Source organism: Bradyrhizobium altum, from assembly GCF_020889705.1.
GTDB classification, from domain to species: Bacteria; Pseudomonadota; Alphaproteobacteria; order Rhizobiales; family Xanthobacteraceae; genus Bradyrhizobium; species Bradyrhizobium altum.
This window is the reverse complement of the sequence record NZ_JACMYP010000023.1, coordinates 20,052-34,303: the sequence shown is the minus strand read 5'-3', so window position 1 is coordinate 34,303 and position 14,252 is coordinate 20,052. Positions and strand designations below refer to the sequence as shown.

At 60.3% G+C, this 14,252-nt stretch carries 18 protein-coding genes; 6 read left to right on the top strand and 12 right to left on the bottom strand.

Annotated elements, in window-relative coordinates:
* Window positions 1–88 precede the first annotated feature (88 nt).
* The 4 genes from H8B02_RS09365 (at window position 89) to H8B02_RS09350 (ending at window position 3,304) form a co-directional block, all read left to right on the top strand.
* A complete protein-coding gene (locus tag H8B02_RS09365) occupies window positions 89–1,051 on the top strand; it encodes a LysR family transcriptional regulator (protein ID WP_229165943.1) in 963 nt (320 codons plus the stop codon).
* 284 nt (window positions 1,052–1,335) lie between these two features.
* A complete protein-coding gene (locus tag H8B02_RS09360; RefSeq protein WP_312000742.1) occupies window positions 1,336–2,124 on the top strand; it encodes a Crp/Fnr family transcriptional regulator in 789 nt (262 codons plus the stop codon).
* A gap of 382 nt (window positions 2,125–2,506) precedes the next feature.
* On the top strand, window positions 2,507–2,752 hold the full coding sequence (locus H8B02_RS09355) for a hypothetical protein (protein WP_229165941.1): 246 nt from the start codon (window positions 2,507–2,509) through the stop codon (window positions 2,750–2,752).
* A 111-nt stretch (window positions 2,753–2,863) separates the two neighbouring features.
* Window positions 2,864–3,304, top strand: coding sequence for a hypothetical protein (locus H8B02_RS09350; RefSeq protein WP_229165940.1), 441 nt, complete (start codon window positions 2,864–2,866; stop codon window positions 3,302–3,304).
* A 315-nt stretch (window positions 3,305–3,619) separates the two neighbouring features.
* On the opposite strand, the gene H8B02_RS09345 is transcribed toward H8B02_RS09350, so the two are convergent.
* From H8B02_RS09345 to H8B02_RS09325, 5 genes are all read right to left on the bottom strand, one after another.
* Window positions 3,620–4,066, bottom strand: a complete 447-nt coding sequence (locus H8B02_RS09345; RefSeq protein WP_312000748.1) for a type II toxin-antitoxin system RelE/ParE family toxin — start codon at window positions 4,064–4,066, stop codon at window positions 3,620–3,622.
* Window positions 4,067–4,231: 165 nt separating this feature from the next.
* Window positions 4,232–4,621: a hypothetical protein gene (locus tag H8B02_RS09340; protein ID WP_229165939.1), complete on the bottom strand. Its 390-nt coding sequence runs from the start codon at window positions 4,619–4,621 to the stop codon at window positions 4,232–4,234.
* A gap of 11 nt (window positions 4,622–4,632) precedes the next feature.
* Window positions 4,633–5,121: a hypothetical protein gene (locus H8B02_RS09335; RefSeq protein ID WP_229165938.1), complete on the bottom strand. Its 489-nt coding sequence runs from the start codon at window positions 5,119–5,121 to the stop codon at window positions 4,633–4,635.
* A 456-nt stretch (window positions 5,122–5,577) separates the two neighbouring features.
* The gene (locus H8B02_RS09330) at window positions 5,578–5,994 is read right to left on the bottom strand and encodes a type II toxin-antitoxin system VapC family toxin (protein ID WP_229165937.1); all 417 of its coding nucleotides are present in this window, start codon (window positions 5,992–5,994) and stop codon (window positions 5,578–5,580) included.
* On the bottom strand, window positions 5,991–6,245 hold the full coding sequence (locus tag H8B02_RS09325) for a FitA-like ribbon-helix-helix domain-containing protein (RefSeq protein WP_229165936.1): 255 nt from the start codon (window positions 6,243–6,245) through the stop codon (window positions 5,991–5,993). The genes H8B02_RS09330 and H8B02_RS09325 overlap by 4 nt, the downstream gene beginning before the upstream one ends.
* A gap of 1,483 nt (window positions 6,246–7,728) precedes the next feature.
* Between H8B02_RS09325 and H8B02_RS09320 the strand changes: the two genes are divergently transcribed.
* Window positions 7,729–7,950, top strand: coding sequence for a hypothetical protein (locus H8B02_RS09320; protein WP_229165935.1), 222 nt, complete (start codon window positions 7,729–7,731; stop codon window positions 7,948–7,950).
* Between the two features lie 136 nt (window positions 7,951–8,086).
* Here the strand turns inward: H8B02_RS09320 and H8B02_RS09315 are convergent, their stop codons facing one another.
* From H8B02_RS09315 to H8B02_RS09290, 6 genes are all read right to left on the bottom strand, one after another.
* A complete protein-coding gene (locus H8B02_RS09315) occupies window positions 8,087–8,482 on the bottom strand; it encodes a hypothetical protein (RefSeq protein WP_229165934.1) in 396 nt (131 codons plus the stop codon).
* A gap of 194 nt (window positions 8,483–8,676) precedes the next feature.
* Window positions 8,677–8,865 carry a hypothetical protein gene (locus H8B02_RS09310; RefSeq protein ID WP_229165933.1) on the bottom strand — a complete coding sequence of 63 codons (189 nt, stop codon included), beginning with the start codon at window positions 8,863–8,865 and terminating at the stop codon, window positions 8,677–8,679.
* A 125-nt stretch (window positions 8,866–8,990) separates the two neighbouring features.
* Window positions 8,991–9,257 (bottom strand): PilZ domain-containing protein, encoded by a 267-nt coding sequence (locus H8B02_RS09305; protein WP_229165970.1) that lies wholly within the window; start codon window positions 9,255–9,257, stop codon window positions 8,991–8,993.
* 53 nt (window positions 9,258–9,310) lie between these two features.
* Window positions 9,311–9,757 (bottom strand): hypothetical protein, encoded by a 447-nt coding sequence (locus H8B02_RS09300; protein ID WP_229165932.1) that lies wholly within the window; start codon window positions 9,755–9,757, stop codon window positions 9,311–9,313.
* Window positions 9,758–10,260: 503 nt separating this feature from the next.
* The gene (locus H8B02_RS09295) at window positions 10,261–10,623 is read right to left on the bottom strand and encodes a hypothetical protein (protein WP_229165931.1); all 363 of its coding nucleotides are present in this window, start codon (window positions 10,621–10,623) and stop codon (window positions 10,261–10,263) included.
* 192 nt (window positions 10,624–10,815) lie between these two features.
* Entirely contained in the window at window positions 10,816–12,444 is a 1,629-nt protein-coding gene (locus H8B02_RS09290) for a site-specific integrase (protein WP_229165930.1), read from the bottom strand.
* A 225-nt stretch (window positions 12,445–12,669) separates the two neighbouring features.
* Here H8B02_RS09290 and H8B02_RS09285 point away from each other — a divergent pair, with 225 nt between their 5' ends.
* Entirely contained in the window at window positions 12,670–12,921 is a 252-nt protein-coding gene (locus H8B02_RS09285) for a DUF3551 domain-containing protein (protein WP_229165929.1), read from the top strand.
* Window positions 12,922–13,221: 300 nt separating this feature from the next.
* Here the strand turns inward: H8B02_RS09285 and H8B02_RS09280 are convergent, their stop codons facing one another.
* A complete protein-coding gene (locus H8B02_RS09280) occupies window positions 13,222–14,241 on the bottom strand; it encodes an LLM class flavin-dependent oxidoreductase (protein WP_229165928.1) in 1,020 nt (339 codons plus the stop codon).
* Between the last annotated feature and the right edge of the window lie 11 nt (window positions 14,242–14,252).

Sequence of the window (14,252 nt, the reverse complement as noted above, 5' to 3'; positions counted from 1 at the left end):
TCGGAGGTGTTGTCGAATGGGCGCTGCCATAAGCCCGCCGTTCGGCATATGATTGTTCACGAACCGTGATAAATCGCGGGAGGCGGACGTGGATCGTATCGAGAGCATGGGAGTATTCGCGAAGGTTGTCGCGAAACAGAGTTTTTCCGGAGCCGCGCGGGAGCTGCGCTTGTCGCAAGCGGTGGTGAGCAAGCACGTTCGCGCGCTTGAGGATTGGCTCGGGGCGCAGCTATTGAACCGCACGACGCGCCGTCTCAACGTCACTGAGATCGGGGCGCTGGTTTATGAACGATGTGAACGCATCCTCGATGAGATCGACGAGGTTCAGCAAAGCACGAGCGCGCTGCAAACCGCGCCGCGCGGCGTGCTGCATTTGGCGGCACCGGTCTCTTTCGGTATTACGCAGCTCGGACCCGCGCTCGCCGACTATCTCTCCCGCTACCCGGAGGTCGTGGTCGATGCCACGCTCGATGACCGCTTCATCGATTTGGTCGAGGAAGGGTTTGATCTTGCGCTTCGTGTCGGCGCGCTGAAGGATTCGAGCCTGATGGCGCGGCGCCTGGCACCAGTCCGTTTTGTGCTCTGCGCAACTCCCGGGTATGTCAAACAATATGGTGCGCCGAGGCAGCCCGATGATCTCTCAAACCATCGGTGCCTCTTCTACAGCCTGCGCGCCATTCCGGGGCAGTGGCGCTTCGTGGGGCCGGAGGGCGAAGTCACCGTGCGTATCAGCGGGCGTTTTCGCTCAAACAGCGGGAACATGCTCTACGCGGCGTTGCTGGCAGGAGCCGGTATCGGCCTGGTTCCGACTTTTGTTGCGGGCGGGGATCTAGCGGAAGGTCGCCTTGTCTCGCTAATGCCCGATTACCGGCCGGTCGAAAGCGAGCTGTCGGCGATCTATCCGCCGGGAAAAAGTCCCTCCGCCAAGGTCCGAAGCCTGATTGATTTTCTTGCTGATCGCTTCGGACCCGAGCCGCCCTGGGATGAATGGAGGCAAGCCGGGCGTTCGAAGAAATCGAATGCACGAACGCGATGGCCGTCTCGCGAATAGGGCACCGCGGGGCAATCAGGAATTTTCTGACCGGTAGAACATCGTGCTCGATGGCGGGAGTTTTCCGGGCCTGGTTTGATCAAAGTCACGCTTGAGTCGGCTCTTGGCCCTTCGCGTCAGTTGGCGCGGTGCCGCCATATGTCCGTGGCCGGTGGTGGACCGGAAGACCCGTGATCAGGTGCGGACCGGCGCGATTGACCCGTCTCGGAAGTCGGGCGGCCAAGTTTTCTGCGCTGCGATAAAGCCACTTCAGGTAAGCTGGCCTCACCGGCTCCAAAGGAGATATGTCCATCATGCTGGACCGCATTCTCGATGCAGCAACCGACAATCTCAGGTTCGCGAAGATTCTGGTCCAAATGGGTCTCGATCCGAACAACGTGACCTGGGACGCCATCTTCAACCGCCTGCTGGAAATCCTTCTGCACAACATCACGCTTGCCAATATGTTCGCCCTGGTCGGCGCGATCTTCTTTGTCGCCACATTGCTGACGCACACGATGGTGCCGCTGCGGGTGGCGAACATGATCGGTTGCGCATTCTTCGCCATCTTCGGTGCGCTCACCGGAGCCGTCACGACCTTTCTTCTTTATTTTCTGATGATTCCCATCAATGCCTACCGTCTCCGCCAAATGCTCGCTCTCGTGAAGAAGGCGCGCACCGCAACACAGGGCGACGTGTCGATGGAGTGGCTCAAGCCGTTCATGACCGACCGCAAGTATCGCAAGGGCGATATCTTGATGAAGAAGGGTGACGCAGCCAACGAAATGCTGCTGACCGTTACCGGCAAATTCCGGGTCATCGAAATCAACGTCGAACTTCCGGCGGGGCGTTTGATGGGCGAGCTTGGTTTCCTCACGCCCGACAACCGCCGGACCGCGACGATCGAATGTATCGAGGATGGCCGCGTCCTGACCATCAGTTACGAAAAGCTGCTCGAGATCTACTTCCAAAACCCGCAGTTCGGCTATTATTTCCTTGTCTTGACCAGCCAGCGCCTGCTGGAAAATCTCGCGCGGGCCGAAGCCATCATTGCGCAGAACAAGATCGCGCCGCAGACGCCTTTCGCCAACTGACAGCGGTCCGGGGCGATTGATCCCGGCCGTCGCCTACTCCGCCGCCGCCGTCCTAGTTCCCACTGGCTTCGCGCGCACGGCGCAGAACTTGAATTCGGGGATCCTTCCAAACGGATCGAGCGCCAGATTGGTGAGCAGATTGGCAACAGTCCTCCCGCTCATCCTTCTTGCCAGGGCTTGAAGTGCCGATCATTGCACGCCGCCTGCGGCGGCCATCGGTGCGACGAAGCCGATAACGTTCATCAGCGTGGCGGCTCGAACGACCCTTAACCGACTTCGGGTGGCGGCTGGAGGACGCCATCCAGCGTCATGGCCGCTGCCCTCCAGCAGGAGCTGCGTGACTTGGGGCACTGTCCTGACAGCGCAGGACTGCGAGGCTATAATGGCCAAGGTTCCCGAACGCGCCGGCACCGCGGCGCATGCAACGAGCAGGGCCATGAAAGTCAAAGACCTGATAGATGAGCTGCAGAAGCTCGATCCGGAGACGCTGGTCGTCACGTCCAGTCCTGACGGCTTCGCTCTGTATGAGCCGACATTTGACCACGAATGGATCACGATAGACCGGTTCGGTAGTCCGCAGCGCGCCATATCAGGCGACTCCGGAGCGGTGCAGGCCGTCAGGCTCTGAGCCTCCGGGAAGTTCTCGTGCACATAGAGCTTGATGCGCCCGCCGATCGTATCGTGTTTTGGTACGTCTGGTTCGAACGCCGGGACCGGCGCAACGTTGTGGGAGGCGGAGGTGAAACCCATCAAAGGCGAAATGATCCGAACAATCGTGAACGAAGCCGGCGATGAAGTGGGCCAGACCAACCTCGACGGCACGCTTATCAAAGGGCACCACCAAATCGACGCCGAGTTAAAGCTCCACCACAAATTGTTCTTCAGGACCAGCTTCGCGCTGACAAAGATAAACTGCATCACCATTGCCATACCGCGCACAAGATCACGCTGGCGGTGGACGGCTTTAGACGGGCTTGAGCCGATGATGGGCGCGCCGGTTTGGCGTGCTTGGGCCGGCGTCAAGGTCAAGCCGGTGTACCGAAAACGTAAAGGCGAGGCGCTTCAAATGGCTTGCGGCGTTTGTGCCCGCTCCACCCGATGCGCCGCCTCGCTTCCCGGTGAGGGCAGCACTCATCTACGCGGTTGCGGAATGACCGCTGTTGGCCCATCGCGACTGTGAGGTACCCAGCGATGAATGTCTGCTCTTGAGGCAAGAGGAGACGTACGGCCTTGGCGGCCCCTCCCTTCGGTGCGGTCACGCTCTACTCGCAGGCATGCGCATGCGACCGGAGCCGCGAAGCGTCTCCGCCCTTGGGGTGACGATCGTTGCCGCTCACTGCTTCTGCCCGGTCCGCGCTTCTGTTCGGAGTCGGCCAAATGGGCGCGCTCCATGATGGGGTCCGGCGAGGCGAGGTCGTCCAAGCTCACAGCACGTGCTGAACGCACAGGGATCGAAACGGACTGACCTTCCCCACGTCCTCGGCAGAGCAGATAGCTACGCCGGAACGATTCTTAGAAGGCATGCGTGGCAGTAGCCTGGCGCGCTGGTTGCGGCTCTGGTGGTCGGTGTGACACTCACGCCGGTCGTGCGGCATGCCAACCTGCCGTTTGCCGCGATCGGCTTTTGCCGCAGTGGTGTCGATGATCCCCGGGGTCTATCTGTTCCGGGTGGCAAGCGGGTTACTGCAGATCGCCGCCAATGCCCGGGTGACGCAGGATCTGGTGCGGCGATTTTTTCTTGTCCCGACGGTGTGGCGCGGTCCTCGCGAAGCCGCTTGAGACGTCCGACGATCCTATCGATGTCCTCCTTCGGAGTTTCGACCCCGCGCTTGGACTTCTTCTGGAAGATATCCACGACGTAGATGCCTTCGGCGTACTCGACGGTATAAACGCCTCGATATGTATCCGTGTTGTGGTCGGCTACTACGTGTGAATGAGGGATAGTTTATCCGCAAAATCCCCTCGTTTGAGCATTTTTCTCCGTCGAATCGGTCCGCAAATGAGGGCAAAGCTCGCCGTAAATTCGAGCATAGTCGGCCCGCAATCTGTCTGCTGCCGACTGCGACCGGCGCGCCGGCGCGGCCTCCGACTCAGCACAATCCCTAGATCAGTGGCCCAAAGAGGTTGAGGGAGAGGAAACGGTGAGGATATCGTCCGCCGACTTCGCGTCGATGCTTCGCTTGAACATCGCATCCAGTTCGTCGACGCTCAACGCCGTGAGCCGGCTATTGAGGTCGGCCGGAATATCGTTCGGAAACTTCCTCTGCAAGGTCTCCGTGATCACGGCGACCAACCTGTTGGCGTCCGCCTCGGCCCGGACCCGATCGTAGCTCTCCTTCATCAAGGGGCTGTCTTCGAAATTGACGGGCAGGTTCATGTTTCTCCACTCCATCGCGACGATCTCGCCGGCACGGCGCAAGCCGGCAAAAGAGGTCAGCAGGGCACCGGCGTTGAGCGTCTCCGATTCCGATTTCGATGCCTCAGCGACCCGCTGCACAATCCTCCGTATCATATACGGCTTGGCCATCGCGAAACAGGACCGCCAGGGCGGCATCTTCGACGCTTTGGCTTGTGAACAAGACTTCGGACATCGGAATCGAGCGTTTTCACGTCCAGATAACCGTATTCGAACTCGATCTGGGGCTCCTTCAGCCGCAGCTTGGGCGACCACGATCCCGGTCCGATGTAAGCCGCGGTCTGCACGACGCTAAGGCCATTGCATTCGACGTCGCCCGAGGTCTGCTGCCAGTTCCGGATGTCGGCCCGATAGCTGAGCATCCGGGTCAACATGTCCGGATCCCGATCGCTCTGCAATTCCACATGCGCCAGGTATGCCCTCCGTCGCCCGTTCTTCACGTACGCGAGGAAGTCAACTTCATGCTCCCGGGCCGGAAAATTCGTAGGCAGCTCGCGCCATTCCCCCTGGATGCCGAGGGCGGCCCGCAGGTTCGACCGCCGGTTCTTTATGATCGTCTTGAGCGGAACGTCGTATTTCATCGCGCGTCCTATTACCGGGCTCCTTCCATAACCCGGCCGCCGGAAAACGCGAACTCACTTGCTCCGCCGACCTTCGAGCGAGCCCGGCACGTCCCCGCGCCGGTAGGTGCGGCGCAGGTCCTCGACGAAGTTTTCGATGCCGGCCTGTCCGCCGCTGAGGATGTCGAAGCCGGCGCCGCACACCGCTGTACGGAGTGACCTAATCGAAGAGCTTCGGCATTTGGCGCCGGCGTATCTGGGATGCGACTTCAGGGATCGAACTGGTCGCTGCCGGGCGGTGCACCGTGGTCAGTGTCGAGGTGACGGCGTTATCCCCCAATCGACGGGACTCCCTGAAGAGTATGCTCGGTTCGACATACATCCGGGACTAGTCATCGTCATTCCGGCTATTCGGATTACGGTGTGGAGCAGGTCCGATTATTCGCTTAATCCGCAGCCGAAGCAGCCGGATGCCTGTTAGACGGTCCAGGGATCGATTGTCGTCAGACCGGCAGCCTTGAACGCACTCGTGTCGCGCGATGCCACGGCGAACCCCTGCACGGCGGCGATCGCGGCGATGTAGCCGTCGGGCGTGGGGAAGCCTTTTCCGGCCGCGCGCGCCTTGACGGCGAGATCGGCATACCGCCGCGCGGCGGCAGTATCGAAGGGCAGGATGCGGGCCGAGAACAGGTCCAGCACACCGTCGAGCGTAGTTGCCAACCTGTCCTTGCGCCTGCCGAGCGGCAGCACGCCGATGCCGAACAACAGTTCGGCGACGGTGACGCTGGAGAGAAACACCGTCTCGGCCGCCTGGGCGTCGAGCCAGTCGCGGACCGATGGATGTGGTTCGGGCTTCATCGCCTCTGAGACCACATTGGTATCGAGCAGGATCATTCGAAGCGCATCGGCTCGGCGGGACGCGTGCCGCGGCCATACTCGAGCGCCTCGACATCGGCATTGGTGAGGCCGATCTTCCGGCTCATCTCCGAAAGGGCGGTGCCGAGCCGCAGCCGGCCCTCGGGACGCACGGCGGCCTCCAGAATGGCGCGCATTTCCGCTTCCGTGCTGCGATTGTGCTGCGCCGCGCGGACTTTCAGGGCGCGATGCGCCTCCTCGGAGAGGTTGCGGATGGTGACAGCGGCCATGATAGCGTCCTCCGGCGACCGATAGCGATGATATCAAATAGAGCCTTTGATGGCATTTTTCAAGGGATCGCGGTGGTGCGGGCCCGGGCAGCTACGATGAGCGCGGCTGCCCCCGACGGCTCAATACCCTCCGTCTGCGGTTAATCCGGTTTTCCGTCACCCCACACCGTAGTCCGGATAGCCGTAATTCTGGAACCGCACAATTAACAGCCGATTGGAGAAAAGGCGCCCGAAGCCTTCGCCACCATGAAAGACGACCTGGTCAACAAGGTCATGGAGGTGCTCGTCGACGGCAACGTTCACGTCCGTGAGTGGAACGGCTTGTAGGGGAACTCAGGGGACGTGCTTTGCCCGTCGCTGCAATGGTGGGCGTGTGTGCATGGCTGCATGCGACGACGATCGCAGCATGCCGCCGTTCTCGCTGGAGCACTCCGAACAGACCGGATCACCGGGCGAGCCGCAGTCGGCCGGCGGCATCGTAGAGAAGGTCGCACTCGCGCACCTTGCGGATATCTGCCTTCCTGGCCGGTCCCTCGGAGGGTCCCTCACTTTCGCCACGGATGAAGCCAGGTGGCTTGAAACACCGAAGCTGCGCTTTCCGAGACGGATCTCCCATTCGCCGGCTGCCAGCATGACCAGGCACTTAGACTAGCGGTTAGCACTCAGACCTCGCGACGGTCTCTGAAATCCCGTAGGTTAAGTTGCCTTGACAGAATATGTCCTTACAAACTGTATTGATCATGGATCAAAACAGCAGGAATTTCTGGACCGCTGCGTATTCTTTACAGAATCGGTAAGCACTAAAACTTGAAATATGGAGACCCGGTCGACACCGACCCAGCCGAGTAGGATTCAGAAGGCTACGCTCTACTTGGAATCGGCCACGCTGCGTCGATGCCCCTGAGAAGAAGCGTCGCTTCGTGGTCGACCGTCATTCGATACAACGAATCCTCAACTCGGATCACTTGAGCGATTTATTATTGTTGTCCGCAGAGCGGCTTCCTAGTCTAAACCCTAGGTCAACGCTTTTGGCTACGGTGCCGCCAACCGCCGCACATCCGCGACGCTGCCGGCGACGTCTCGGCGACCTATAGCTATGATACAGCCTCGCAGTTGACCGGGATCACCTACGCGAACGGTTCGACCGCGCTGGGCACGCTATCTGGCTGCTGTTGGTGTTGATCCTTTTGGCGGTGGTTTCGAACGTGAGCAAGGCATCCCAATTGTTCCCGGAACCCGTGCCGGAAGGCGAAACGGTAGTTTTGGACGAGACGCGCTTTGGTAAAGCGTGCAAGTCAGCAATCGCTGATGAAGCTCGCGAACTCGCCTGGTCTCTCGGAAATTCGATCCTGACGCAGAGCGATAAATGGGGCCTGGTTTGGCGTGTCGACTTTTCTACACAGACATTGACGCCGGAGGTTATCTCCGAATTTCTCGAAAGGTTGTCGTCGTCGACTTGCTCGACGCGCGCAGGGACCGGCGAATGTCCGATCTGCTCGACGGATACGACGAAGACGCCACGGTCGAATGCTACGAAGGCGGGCGGTTCGAAGGCAGGTGGGCCCTGCGTTCTTATTGGACGCTGAGGCTGGCCGATCAACCTCCCGGCCCCTTCCAGATCGAGGCGATCATGCCGGAAGACGGCGGCATCAACCTCGAGTACCGCGATGCCGGGGGCGGTTGTTCCGAACGCGTCTTCGTTTGAACGCCGCCGGGAAGATCGTGCACTCGACCTGTAGTCCCCTGGTGGCCAAGGATGAGGCGTTTTTGGCCTGACGCCGTGACGGCCTGCGTCCGTTCGCCGCGCTCGCAGCAGCCTAAGCCGATCGTTCCAGTTGCCGTCATTGTCGCCTGCGCCGTCGTCCCTCGCGTCTGCTCGGTCGCCGCGCTGGAATCGCGCGTTCGAGCGGGCGAGGCGGGAGGGCGGCAGGTGCTTCAGTTTGCAGCAGGGGCACAGGCGCAACTGAAACCTCCGGGACGACCGGCAGGGGGAGATTCGGCAAGGTGAGGATCTCGCGGCCGGCCTCGGTCAGCTGCCAGCCCGTTTCGTCCCGCAGCACCAGGCGGTTTGCGAACAGGTCCAGGTCCGGCACACGAGCGGCGAGACGTCGCATTCTCTGCGTCCATTCCGGGCCGCTCGAATTCAGGATGGCAAGATCACGCTTGAGCTCGGCGACGCTGGCGCGCCCGCCCGGATAGCTCGACAACACCCTCAGGATAGCGATCTGCAACGACACGCCACGCCACCCCACGCATTCACCGACATCGTGGAGGGGCAGGCGAAGCTTGTAAAGCGATGAGGCGGAAGGAAAGGCTGGAGGCCTGCGCCGGGGACGGGAATAGCCCCAGTGCGCCAACTGTTCGGTGCGCCGCGCTTGACCTGGCCGTCAGACGATGCGTCACTAGTGTCGGGCAATTGACCGACGACATGTCACGATGGCCGGATCGGCGACCCGAGCGCCGGCAGGTCAGCTCGATCACAATCGGTCTTTTCCGGTTGATCGACCCGTCGTTCGTAGTGAGCGGCCAGCCGTAGCAGACGTTTCTTGATGAACGGGTCAGCTTGTTCAGCAAGCGCCCGCACGGTCCGCGCCCTCTCCTTGCAAAACTCGTCGTCCATGACGCCCCCGCTGAATGACCGCGGGATTGTGCCAGTTCAACGGTTGTACTGTGTGTGACGTAGGTTACATTGCCATAGAAGTTTTCCCCGCAATTCGCAGGCGTTTTGGGAGGCAATCGCGCGTTTCACTCCGCAGCGAATGCGACGCCGACCCATCCATCTTTGCGCCAGACGACGCTGCAGGAGAAAGCTTTGCTGGGTGGAACGATAAGCGTGAACTGGTCAGGAAGAGACGATGGCGGATCATCTGCCTTCAACGCCGCGCCGTTCTCTGTGATGTCGCGCACGACACAGCACAGTGACATGTCACCAAATCTGATCAGCGCATTATCCAGCGATGGATTGCGCACAGACTTTCGCCTGTCGGGAAAAGAAATCATTTCCGTGCCCATCAATAACTAAATTCAAATAAGATCGATGCTGCGCGAGAAAGTTTGCGTTTCTACTAACGACGAACGGGCTGTGCTGTGTCACGCTGTTCGCCGATCGGATCGGCCTTCCCGCGGCGGCGCCGCGGCCTCTGACGACGGTTTCGGGGCGGATCGGACAATGTTGCCGCGTCCCTCGCCAGTTGCCCGGCGAGTTCACTCGTTGGCGGATCGTCGACTGATCGAAGCGGCGATCTTCGAACAGCGACTGCCGTTTCGAGCGCGGCCAGGAATAGCCGCCCCTCCTCCGTGATTTCCCAACCCGCATCATCGCGAAGCACGAACTTCGCCGAAAAGATGTTGAGATCGGGCGCATGTTCGGCCAACCGCTTCATGCGATCGGTCCAGTCTCTGCCGCTGTTCATCAAGATTGCAACGGCGTGTCGTATTTCGGCAACGGGGGCACGCCCGGCGGACTGGCCGGCCAGTACTTTCAAGACGGTAAGTTGGAAGGACACTTCCACGTCTCCAGTCTGGCTGGGTGCCAAGTCTAGGCGAGATCGGTTAACCGCCGGTCAAAACTCTGACTGATCCGCCGCGATCTGACGTGATCAATGTTACCCGTTAACCTCAAACAGCAAGGTTAAGAACTGAATTGCGTTGCTGCCACTCGGTCCGCGTCCAATCATCGTGCCAGCCGTGCGGATTGGCTTTAGTCATGAGTACCGCGCGGTCAGGGGCCGCCGTTCTCCGGGAGAGGCTGTGGCCCCGCCTAATTTGGCGGCCCGATGACAGACACCAGCTGCAAGAAAACGACGATGCCCGGCGCCGAACGGACCGTGAGGGTCATGTTCGTTTGTGAGGGCTGCATGGCCATCTACGAAGCCAGCCAAGTATCGCGCACGGCGACTAAGTACTTCAGATGCGAGCAATGCGACGGCATCGTTTATCGGTGGTCCGGCAACTACGATTACGTGCAATGGAAGCGCTATCCGAAGGAACAGGCGATAAGCGCTGACCCTACCCCTCAGCGCGGCCGATCATCCACTCGCGCGCGCTGAGTGCCACGCAGCACTGGCAGCCGGCCGTAACGACGCAGAACCTCCTCCCATCCGCCCGGCTTAAACGATCGCTTCGTGATGCCATCGACGGTCCACGTCGCTGCCAGCACCCTTTCGCCGTCGAATTTCACGGTCAACGTTGTCTCGCGCGCGTCGTCGTCGACAAGACGACGAAGCGATAGGGCCATCTCGTTGAACCGAAACTCATAGGAGCGAACGCGACCGGCTCCGGGCAGATCGAGATAGCCGCCGTCGCCGTTGCGCCGAAGAATGGCGACCGCGATCTTTACGAGCGCTTTGATCCGTTCAGTTCGCTCGATCGCGTTCATGACCGTTGAGCACCTGAACTCCGCGACGATCCTGCCGATACCCGTGGAGCCCGGAGTTGACGATACTGATGACGTCGAAAGCGTCGGTCACCGGCCAGGTCGAGGTCTGTCTTCTCTCAGATTAGGTAAATGTCTGTATTGAGCGCGAGAACTGGACGGACGGTTCATGCGGCGAGTCGATCGAGACGTAATTCACGGAACTTGCGGCCGTTCCTTCTCGTAGGCTGCGAGGAGCGTCTTCACCCAAAGCGCCATCCCCTCAGCCTTCAGATCGATCCTCTGCGATTGGCTGTAGTGTTGCTCTGTGACAGGCGCAAGCTTTTCGCGTTCACTCATGCGACTGGTCGAGGTCTTGTGCCCGAGTATGGCGGTAGCCGACCCTCCTAGACGCTTGTCGTCCAGCAACGTGGTCAGTGTTCGTCGGCAATCGTGTAACGTCCACGGGGCAACATTGTAGCGCGCGAAGAGATTGGGATACACCTTCATTGGCTTTGGCTTCGGGCCGGGCTTTCCGCTTCTCTGAGGCTTTTGTCGCACAGTATGGTCCCACACCACTCCCTGCAAACGATACATAAAATGATTCAGCGAACCGGCCGTTGTGTGCTTCTTCGGGTCGCGACCCGAAAACATCCAAGGGGACTTGCCGCCAGACTGCGCATAATATCTGTCGAGTACCTTCAGTGCTTCTGGCAGGGGAAGCGAATGAGGTCGACCGCCATCCCTACCGCCTTTCATCTCGTCCGACGTCCAGTTCGCTACCTTCCAACCGCGAAGTCTGCGGTTGGTCTTCGATGCGTCGAACAAACGATCCTTGCGGAGCTGAAGGAAGGCGCCTGTCCTCTGAGCGGTGAGAGCGATGCCCCACAATGCGCCCAGCGTTCCGGCGTATACTTTATGACCACCATCCAGCTGCGCGTAACGTTCAGCGAGAAGTAGCGTTCTTGCGATTTCTACCACGGTGGGGGCGTGCGTTCGTTCTTTCGTCTCGTACTCGAAAGACAGGCGATTCCACCATTCGTATTCAAGTTCCTCTAGTCCCGATGCTGTCGCATGGAATCTCCAGGCCCAACTCAGCATTCGCTTCGACTGGGTAACGGCGCGATGCACGGCGGACTTGGCGTTCTGAACGCCGATTGCATTCCGGATACGTTCGAGATCGCTGAGCTTGACGTCTCGGACCATCTTGTCCGCGATCGCCCTAAAGGGCTCAAGCTCCAGGTAGTGCTTGTAAGCCTTCCTGTACTTGGCCTTGAGTTTGGGCAGCTTGTATTCAAGAAACTTTTCGGTCAGCGTCTTCCATGTCCAGAACGGCGCTTCAGGCCTGACAGGTAGCTTTCGCGCTTTTTCGACTCGCGCTAGATCTTCATCCATCCGCATTTCGAGCTCTCGATAGAACCCGTCGCGCATCGGCCCAGGCGCAACACGCCGGTCCGGAAGGATCAAATGGTCAAATACGGACGCAACGTCTCGCAGGTCACGGCCTCTCGATGCGGCGAGCTGAATCTGCTTCGCGATGTACCGGGCGTTGTCTAGGTCAAGATCGCGGACGTCGGCCAAGCGGATCGTCATCTCCCGCCTGCGCAGGTACCAGATCGGCTTGTTGGGAGTGATCCGTAGGGTTAGCCCGACCGTTCCGACGTCTCGCCATTCCACCACCATCCCCTTAATGCCTTCGTCTTGGCTAAGAAGGATAGCGTCATCGACAGCTGCTTCGTTTAGGCGAAGCGACTTGCGCCTGTATTTCGAAGGACTCGGCATGGTAGAAAAAAACTCGTACAACGGGCGTACAAAAACAGCTATTGATGGCGTCCGGTCGTTCATGGTGCGTTCGAAGAGGCTATTATGATGCATTTTTTAGCGTTATCAATAGCTTAACGCCACGATTCCTTGGACCGAAAGAGTAAATGAATCGTCTTCCCAAGCTGCATACGAGGGTTCGATTCCCTTCGCCCGCTCCAGCCCCAAGGTCAGCCCCAAGGCTAAATTGCGCGGGACAGTCCTGTCGGCAAGACAATGTATTTTCGCGGCAGTAGCGGGAGACTTGACGTGAGGTTGCTGGGAGCGCTGCTGCTCGCGTTGGGCGCGCTTTGCATGACGAAGCCGGCATCGGCACAAATGTATGATCCCCGCTATCCCGTCTGCATGCGTGTTTACGGTGAACTGGTCGGCGACCGAATGGACTGTATCTTCATGTCGATGAAGGAGTGCCTGGCCAGCGCTGCGGGGAATCCGGCAACCTGCCTGGCTAATCCCTTTTATGCGCCAAGACCTGTGCGTCCCTTCAAGCCTGAACGATGACCTTTTCCGCTCGTGTCCGCGAGCGTTCATTTGAGACGACGCGCTGTTTGCGATTGTTCTGATCGGGTGCGCAGTTGTCGTTCGCGCGCGTCGCGGCCACAAACCGGCCTCGCGGGATGATCCCGGGATATTACGGCGGTCTGTTCACGCAACGTGCGCGCCTAACGCACTGTACTCGACCTGTTCTTCTCACAACGCGCAGTTATGTTTCCGTAGTTCTCCGCGTTTGAGAACGGAGTTCCGTCGGAACGCGAGAGCGGCCGGTAAGTGGCCGAGGTTGCATCATTCCTTCGTTTGTGATCAGCGCCATCCCATGGCGGGCGCGACGTGAGTCAAGATGCTCTCGATCACATGCGCGTTGTAGGCGACGCCGAGTTGATTGGGGACCGTCAGCAGCAGGGTGTCGGCCTCCGCGATCGCCTCGTCCGTCTTGAGCTGCTCGATCAGTTTCTCCGGCTCGGCGGCGTAGCCGCGGCCGAAGATCGCGCGTGTCCGCTCGTCGATGAAGCCGATCTGGTCTTCCTCCTGCCCGTTGCCGAAATAGGCGCGGTCGCGATCGTCGACCAGCGCGAAGATGCTGCGGCTGACCGAGACCCGCGGCTCGCGGGTGTGACCGGCTTCCTTCCATGCGGCGCGGTAGGCGCGGATCTGGGCGGCCTGCTGGATATGGAAGGCTTCTCCGGTCTCGTCGCTCTTCAGGGTCGAGCTCTGCAGGTTCATTCCGAGCTTTGCCGCCCAGACCGCGGTGGCGTTCGAACCGGCGCCCCACCAGATCCGCTCGCGCAGGCCGTCCGAGAGCGGTTCGAGCCGCAGCAGGCCGGGCGGGTTGGGAAACATCGGCCGCGGATTCGGCTGCGCAAATCCTTGGCCGCGCAGCATATCGAGGAAGATCTCGGCATGACGGCGGCCCATGTCGGCGTCGGTCTCGCCTTCGCCCGGCTGATAGCCGAAATAGCGCCAGCCATCGATCACCTGCTCGGGCGAGCCGCGGCTGATGCCGAGTTGCAAACGTCCCCTCGCGATCAGGTCAGCCGCGCCGGCGTCCTCGATCATGTAGAGCGGATTTTCGTAGCGCATGTCGATCACGGCGGTGCCGATCTCGATCCGGCTGGTCTTCGCGCCGACCGCCGCCAGCAGCGGGAAGGGCGAGGCCAGCTGGCGGGCGAAGTGATGGACTCGAAAATACGCGCCGTCTGCGCCGAGCTCTTCGGCGGCGACCGCGAGGTCGATGGATTGCAGCAGCACATCCGCGGCCGAGCGGGCCTGGGATTGCGGGGAGGGCGTCCAGTGCCCGAACGAGAGGAATCCGATTTTTTTCATGTCGGCAATGT

What these genes read in the sequence shown, in the direction of transcription:
- H8B02_RS09355 (WP_229165941.1), top strand. Translation starts at nt 2,507, where the DNA reads ATGGCCAAGGTTCCCGAACGCGCCGGCACCGCGGCGCATGCAACGAGC.
- H8B02_RS09320 (WP_229165935.1), top strand. Translation starts at nt 7,729, where the DNA reads ATGTCCGATCTGCTCGACGGATACGACGAAGACGCCACGGTCGAATGC.
- H8B02_RS09280 (WP_229165928.1), bottom strand. Translation starts at nt 14,241, where the DNA reads ATGAAAAAAATCGGATTCCTCTCGTTCGGGCACTGGACGCCCTCCCCG.
- H8B02_RS09290 (WP_229165930.1), bottom strand. Translation starts at nt 12,444, where the DNA reads ATGAACGACCGGACGCCATCAATAGCTGTTTTTGTACGCCCGTTGTAC.
- H8B02_RS09305 (WP_229165970.1), bottom strand. Translation starts at nt 9,257, where the DNA reads ATGGGCACGGAAATGATTTCTTTTCCCGACAGGCGAAAGTCTGTGCGC.
- H8B02_RS09360 (WP_312000742.1), top strand. Translation starts at nt 1,336, where the DNA reads ATGTCCATCATGCTGGACCGCATTCTCGATGCAGCAACCGACAATCTC.
- H8B02_RS09325 (WP_229165936.1), bottom strand. Translation starts at nt 6,245, where the DNA reads ATGGCCGCTGTCACCATCCGCAACCTCTCCGAGGAGGCGCATCGCGCC.
- H8B02_RS09330 (WP_229165937.1), bottom strand. Translation starts at nt 5,994, where the DNA reads ATGATCCTGCTCGATACCAATGTGGTCTCAGAGGCGATGAAGCCCGAA.
- H8B02_RS09310 (WP_229165933.1), bottom strand. Translation starts at nt 8,865, where the DNA reads ATGGACGACGAGTTTTGCAAGGAGAGGGCGCGGACCGTGCGGGCGCTT.
- H8B02_RS09295 (WP_229165931.1), bottom strand. Translation starts at nt 10,623, where the DNA reads ATGAACGCGATCGAGCGAACTGAACGGATCAAAGCGCTCGTAAAGATC.
- H8B02_RS09335 (WP_229165938.1), bottom strand. Translation starts at nt 5,121, where the DNA reads ATGAAATACGACGTTCCGCTCAAGACGATCATAAAGAACCGGCGGTCG.